Raw genomic sequence first — 5,181 nt, 5'->3', positions numbered from 1 at the left:
TCGGATGAGGAGCGGCTGGAGATTTTGCGGGAGGCGTTCGCGCCGGGCGCGAAGGTCCAGCACGTTGCCCGGCGTTACGACATTTCTCGCAGTCTGATCTATGAGTGGCGGAGGGCTGCTTTGCGCCGCGCACGGGCTGCCTTCGTTCCGGCGGTGGTCGACGATGCGCCCGATCCGACCCTGGCTCCGTCGCCGCCGCCCGAGCCGGAAGCGGCGATCGTGCTGGAGATGGCCGATGGGCGCCGCATGCGGATTTCGGCGTCGGCGCCACCCGCGCTGGCGGCGGCCGCACTGAGGGCGGTGCGGTGATTCCATCGGGCGCGCGAGTGTGGATCGCGATGGGCCACACCGATATGCGACGTGGGATGCAGAGTCTGGCGGCGATGGTCCAGCAGCACTTCACCAGGGACCCGTTCGCCGGCGATCTGTGGGTCTTTCGGGGCCGCAGCGGCACGCTGATCAAGATTATCTGGCACGACGGGATTGCTATGTCGCTCTACACGCGGCGGCTCGAGCGAGGTAAATTCATCTGGCCCTCGGCGAAGGACGGCGTCGTGTCGCTGACGAGTTCGCAACTTTCCTGCCTGCTCGACGGGATCGACTGGCGCAACCCGCAGTATTCCTGGCGTCCGCAGAGCGCTGGCTGAGCGTCGGTTTCCTTCGCAGGCCACCGCATTTTCAGGTTGCACCGGGCGGCTGGCGATGATTCACTTCGCTTGTGGAAGCTGCCGTTTCGCCCTTTCCGGACGACGCCGATGCGCTCAAGGCGCTCCTCGCGACGGCGCTTCTGAGAGCTGACGAGGCCGAGCAACGCGCCGCAGATGTCGAGGCCGAACTGGCCAACGCCCGTGCCCTCGCGAGCACCACCGAGGCGATGATCGCGCACCTCAAGCTCCAGATCGCGAAGCTGAAGCGCGAGCAATATGGTCCCAGCGCCGAACGCACCCGCCGCCTGCTCGAACAAATGGAGCTCAAGCTTGAGGATCTGGAAGCCGACGCGGCCGAGGACGAACTCGCCGCCGAGGGCCTGTCGGAAATTTTGTGCGCGGAGCCGGTTTCGTTCATCAGGCGATGAACCGTTCACCGAAGATAACGGCGAATTGGGTTTTAGCCTCGAACCACTCGCGCGGGGCCCGTTTCCACTCGTCGGCCGCCTGATTGAGAACAAGGTATAACAGCTTCATCGCGGCCTCGTCACCCGGGAAGTGGCCGCGGGTACGAACAGCGCGGCGTAGCTTTGAGTTGAGCGCCTCGATCGCGTTCGTGGTGTAAATGATCCGGCGGATCGGCGCGCTGAATGCAAAAAACGGGATGACCTGCTCCCAATGGCGGCGCCAGCTTTGTGCGATTGCAGGATATTTTCGGCCCCAATGGCCTTCCTCGAAGGCGTCCAGCGCGGCGCGGCCGGCATCGGCATTTTCCGCGCGATAGACGCTGCGCAGAGCACTGGCGATGGCCTTGCGATCTTTCCAGGAAGCAAAGCTCATCGAGTTGCGGATCAGGTGCACCACGCACGTTTGAACGACGGTTTCCGGGAATACGGCGTTGATCGCCTCCGGGAAGCCCTTCAGGCCATCGACGACCGCGATCAGGATATCGGCCACGCCACGGTTCTTGAGCTCGTTCATCACGCGCAGCCAGAATTTGGCACCCTCGGTCTGCTCGATCCAGATGCCGAGGATCTCCTTCGTGCCGTCCGGCAAGATGCCCAGCGCGATGTAGACCGCCTTGTTGCGGACGAACCCTTCGTCGCGGATCTTCACCCGGATCGCGTCAAAGAAAACAAGCGGATAGCAAATATCGAGCGGGCGGCCCTGCCATTCCGCGACCGTTTCCAGCACCGCGTCCGTGATCGTCGAAACCAGGTCCGGCGAGACGTCGATGCCGTACAGCTCCTCGAGGTGCCCGCGGATCTCGCGCACCGTCATGCCCCGCGCGTACATCGAGATGATCTTCGCGTCGAAATCGGGAAAGCGCCGCTGGTATTTGGCGATCAGCTTCGGGTCGAACGTCCCGGCCCGGTCACGCGGTATGTCCAGCGTCATCTTCGACGCACCCGTCAACACCGTCTTCTTCGACGAACCGTTACGCCGATTGGCAGCGCCCGCGGCTTCCTCGCTTTCCAGATGATCATCCAACTCCGCTGACAGCATCCGCTCCGACAGCGCCTTCTTCAGTTCGTCTATCAAGCCGTCCTTGGCAAACAGCTCATTCGGATCCCGCCCTGCCAGCAACTGATCCAATACGTCCTTCTCGATCGCCATGCCGATGGTCCTTTCTCTTCCATCTTATGGCTCCGCGCACAAAATTTTCGACAGGCCCGCCGCCGAAGCCACCGCGGCGAAGACGGCGACCGTTTCCGCATTCCAGCGCAGGAAGCCGGTCAGAAAGCCGTTCCCCGAACATCTGCCACGCGAACGCGTCATCGTGCCCGCGCCGTGCTCGTGCCCGGCTTGTGGCGGCGAGCACCTGTCCAAGCTCGGCGAGGACGTGACCGAGACGCTCGAGGTGATCCCGCGCGCGTGGAAGGTCATCCAGACAGTGCGCGAGAAGTTCGCCTGCCGCGATTGCGAGAAGATCACCCAACCGCCTGCGCCGTTCCACGTCACGCCGCGCGGATGGGCCGGCCCCGGCTTCCTCGCCATGCTGCTGTTCGACAAATACGGCCAGCATCAGCCGCTCCACCGCCAGGCCGAGCGCTTCGCCAGCGAAGGTGTGCCGCTCAGCGTGTCGACCCTCGCCGACCAGATCGGTGCGGCCTGCCACGCGCTCATGCCGGTCTTCCACCTGATCGAGGGGCACACATTCGCTGCCGAGCGCCTGCATGGCGACGATACCACCGTGCCGGTCATGGCCAAGGGCAAGACTGTCACCGGTCGATTATGGGATTACGTGCGTGACGATCGCCCCTTCGGGGGCAACGACCCGCCGTCGGTCGTCTTCTACTATTCCCGCGATCGGTGCGGTGACCATCCACGGCACCACCTCGCGGGCTGGTCAGGGATTCTGCAGGCCGACGCCTATACCGGCTACAATGAGCTCTATGTGCCCAACCGGCAGCCGGGGCCGATCCTGGAGGCGGGATGCTTCGCTCATGCGCGCAGAAAGTTTTTCGAGCTCGCTGACGTCGAGGGCGCGGCACGCAAGAAGAGCCGTGGCAAGAAGGCACCGATCGTCTACCCGATCGCGCTCGAGGCCGTGCAGAAGCTCGACACCCTGTTCGCGATCGAACGCGATATCAACGGCAAGAGCCCGGCCGAGCGCAGCGCGGTCCGGCATGAACTCAGCGCGCCACTGATGAGCGAGCTCCACGATTGGTTGAATGCACAACTCGCCCGGATCTCACGCAACCACGATCTCGCCAAGGCCATCAACTATATGCTGCGCCGTTGGGACGCGTTCACCCGCTTCCTCACCGATGGCAGGATCTGCTTGTCGAACAACGCCGCCGAGCGGTCGCTGCGCTGTGTACCTCTCGGGCGCAAGTCGTGGTTGTTCTGTGGCTCCGACCGCGGCGGTCAGCGGGCGGCGGTCGCTTATTCTCTCATCCAGACCGCTCGCCTCAACAACGTCGATCCACACGCCTGGCTCGCCGACGTCCTTGCCCGCATCGCCGACCATCCCGCCAACCGCCTCGACGAACTGCTGCCGTGGAATTGGCGCAACACTCAGATCGCAATCGCCGCCTGATCCAAACTACCCTGCGGTCTCCGGCGAATGCTTACGCGGGCTCAGCGTTCAGCATGGGAGCGCCGATGTCGACCGGCACAAAGGTCGGCCCAACCGGCGCCGGCAGCAATCCTCGCTTTTTGAACTGACCGCGCCAATTATAAATCTGGCTTCGTGACACATCGTAGCACCGCGCAACGCGCGCCAACGTCTCGCCGTTCAGCCCCACCGCGGCGAGGATCTCCAGCTTCTCCGCGTCCGCCCAATGACGTCGCCGTTCCCGGCCCAATACCTCCACCGCCACCCCTCGCTCTCGCTCAGGACGTCCATATCGACGTCCTTATGGACGTCTCTTACCCGCTCATCTCACCTCCCGGCAGGCGGCCTCACCCCTTCGGTTACGGCGAAGCGCTGGGTGCCCTATTCCTACATTTACCCATTCGCGGAAGCTGGGGCAGGGGGGCTAATGACGGCGGGCGCGCTGACTTGGCTGTCGGTGCCGGTGGCGCTCATCATCGGGATGATCGGCGCCGTTTCGGTGTTCAAGGCCGTCTATATCGACAAACGAGAGCTGAAGTGCGTTTGCGTGGGCGGGGACATCAACGTGCCGCTCGGCTTCATTTCGCTCACCGAGAACGTGATGATGATGGCGATGGCGCTTTGGATGCTGGCGGCGCCGGCTTCGACGGCGATGGCGTTGCCCCCGATGTGAGGCTGGCCCGCAACGTGAAAAATCGGACCGATCGTCTGGTAAAGCGCAAGGTAGGTTGGCGGCTGAGCGTCCACGCCCGACCTGTGCAGAAAATTCTATAGCCTCAAGAGTCTATTGCTTGGGAATGAGGTTAGATCGCCGTGCCGTTGCCGCGAACGCAATACCAACTCTAAAATGTCGCCGAACGGCAATCGTCAGTAGATGCCGATATTCAACACGAGTCCCTCCCGGAGGAGTGACTCGTGTTCTATGCCTTTGCTGAATGCGATTACTTGGCTTTCGCGTGCGCGGCCTTCATCTTCATAGGTGCTTTGTGAACATGTTTGGCGGCCTGTGAATGCGAATGGGCCGCCTTGGCGCCCTTGTGGTGGGGTGAGGCGGCGGCGATCTGGGGCAGGGCAATGAGTGCGGCTGCGGGCAGCAGGAGGAAAAGGCGACGCATGGCAAATCTCCATTCCGGGGAATTCCGGCGGTGGAGACGAGTATTGTTTAATCATCTGTCAAGTCCTTGTCGCCCTGATGAAATCGATGACAGCCAAGTTGCCGCCGCCGGAATTCATCGACACTCGGTACGGCATGCTGCCGCAGATCCTGTACTAAAGTCCCCTCATGAGTTGTTTCCGGCCGGCGTCTCACGTCTGCGCGCGCCTGAATGCAAAAGAACCGGGCGGTGTGCCCGGTTCTTCGGTTCATGTTAACTCGCGACAGGGCAGGGCGCGATTCAATGGCCGTAATAGGTGTTGCCATGGCCTCGGTTATGGCCACCCCAGCGGACGGTCGGTCGAGAATGGTAATAATCG

The 5,181-nt window shown here is 62.8% G+C and carries 6 protein-coding genes and 3 pseudogenes; 5 read left to right on the top strand and 4 right to left on the bottom strand.

All coding sequences use genetic code 11. The features are described 5' to 3' along the window. The 3 genes and pseudogenes from tnpA to BGN95_RS07525 form a co-directional block, all read left to right on the top strand. A partial coding sequence (gene tnpA, locus BGN95_RS07535; RefSeq protein WP_286772159.1) for an IS66-like element accessory protein TnpA occupies positions 1–309 on the top strand: 309 nt, incomplete at its 5' end. Next, positions 306–647 carry an IS66 family insertion sequence element accessory protein TnpB gene (gene tnpB, locus BGN95_RS07530; protein ID WP_353744683.1) on the top strand — a complete coding sequence of 114 codons (342 nt, stop codon included), beginning with the start codon at positions 306–308 and terminating at the stop codon, positions 645–647. The genes tnpA and tnpB, both read left to right, overlap by 4 nt. Before the next feature lie 71 nt (positions 648–718). Then, positions 719–1,024 (top strand): annotated as a pseudogene (locus tag BGN95_RS07525) (IS66 family transposase); the annotation flags it as partial. Positions 1,025–1,064: 40 nt separating this feature from the next. Here the strand turns inward: BGN95_RS07525 and BGN95_RS07520 are convergent. Further along, entirely contained in the window at positions 1,065–2,264 is a 1,200-nt protein-coding gene (locus BGN95_RS07520) for an IS256 family transposase (protein WP_286772157.1), read from the bottom strand. A gap of 49 nt (positions 2,265–2,313) precedes the next feature. Here BGN95_RS07520 and tnpC point away from each other — a divergent pair. Further along, positions 2,314–3,690 (top strand): annotated as a pseudogene (tnpC, locus tag BGN95_RS07515) (IS66 family transposase); the annotation flags it as partial. A gap of 31 nt (positions 3,691–3,721) precedes the next feature. On the opposite strand, the gene BGN95_RS07510 reads toward tnpC, so the two are convergent. Further along, a complete protein-coding gene (locus BGN95_RS07510) occupies positions 3,722–3,973 on the bottom strand; it encodes a transposase (RefSeq protein WP_286772156.1) in 252 nt (83 codons plus the stop codon). Positions 3,974–4,069: 96 nt separating this feature from the next. Between BGN95_RS07510 and BGN95_RS07505 the strand changes: the two are divergent. Beyond that, positions 4,070–4,381, top strand: a pseudogene (locus BGN95_RS07505) (MauE/DoxX family redox-associated membrane protein); the annotation flags it as partial. A 268-nt stretch (positions 4,382–4,649) separates the two neighbouring features. On the opposite strand, the gene BGN95_RS07500 reads toward BGN95_RS07505, so the two are convergent. Continuing rightward, positions 4,650–4,823, bottom strand: a complete 174-nt coding sequence (locus BGN95_RS07500; RefSeq protein WP_286772155.1) for a hypothetical protein — start codon at positions 4,821–4,823, stop codon at positions 4,650–4,652. A gap of 47 nt (positions 4,824–4,870) precedes the next feature. After that, positions 4,871–5,181: hypothetical protein (locus BGN95_RS07495; protein ID WP_286772154.1), on the bottom strand; the 311-nt coding region annotated here is incomplete at its 5' end.

It is taken from the genome of Sphingomonas sp. 66-10, from assembly GCF_001897045.1.
GTDB classification, from domain to species: Bacteria; Pseudomonadota; Alphaproteobacteria; order Sphingomonadales; family Sphingomonadaceae; genus Sphingomonas; species Sphingomonas lycopersici.
The sequence above is the reverse complement of the archived record's forward strand: the minus strand, read 5'-3'. Positions and strand labels throughout refer to the sequence as shown.

Excerpts from the sequence above, each read along its gene's own strand:
- BGN95_RS07520 (WP_286772157.1), bottom strand. The coding sequence starts at position 2,264 with ATGGCGATCGAGAAGGACGTATTGGATCAGTTGCTGGCAGGGCGGGAT.
- BGN95_RS07500 (WP_286772155.1), bottom strand. The coding sequence starts at position 4,823 with ATGCGTCGCCTTTTCCTCCTGCTGCCCGCAGCCGCACTCATTGCCCTG.